This is a genomic window from Janibacter sp. CoH_79_TC_3, from assembly GCF_058197955.1.
The window spans coordinates 1-245 of sequence record NZ_JBXWIV010000167.1 but is presented as its reverse complement, the minus strand read 5'-3'; the positions used below and the strand labels follow the sequence as shown (position 1 = coordinate 245).

Annotated in this window: 1 protein-coding gene; it reads left to right on the top strand. The window is 60.4% G+C overall.

The window, feature by feature from the left end; genetic code table 11:
* On the top strand, positions 1-245 hold a 245-nt coding region (locus AC2FA3_RS15500), incomplete at both ends, for an adenine nucleotide alpha hydrolase family protein (RefSeq protein WP_490510371.1).

Here is a 245-nt window from a genome sequence, read left to right as displayed (position 1 = left end):
GGACTATGAAATGAACGCCCCCGGCGACAAGGTGATGGTGGGCGTTTCCGGCGGCAAGGACAGCGTAGCGCTGACCATTGGCCTTGCCGAACTGCGCAAGTACATCGGCTTTGATTTTACGGTGCAGGCCGTCACGCTGGACCCGCAGTTCGGCGGCAAGCCCATGGATTACACCGTATTGCAGGAGCTGTTTGCCCGGTACGACATCCCCTATGAGATTCGCCGCACCGAGATCGGCCCTGTGG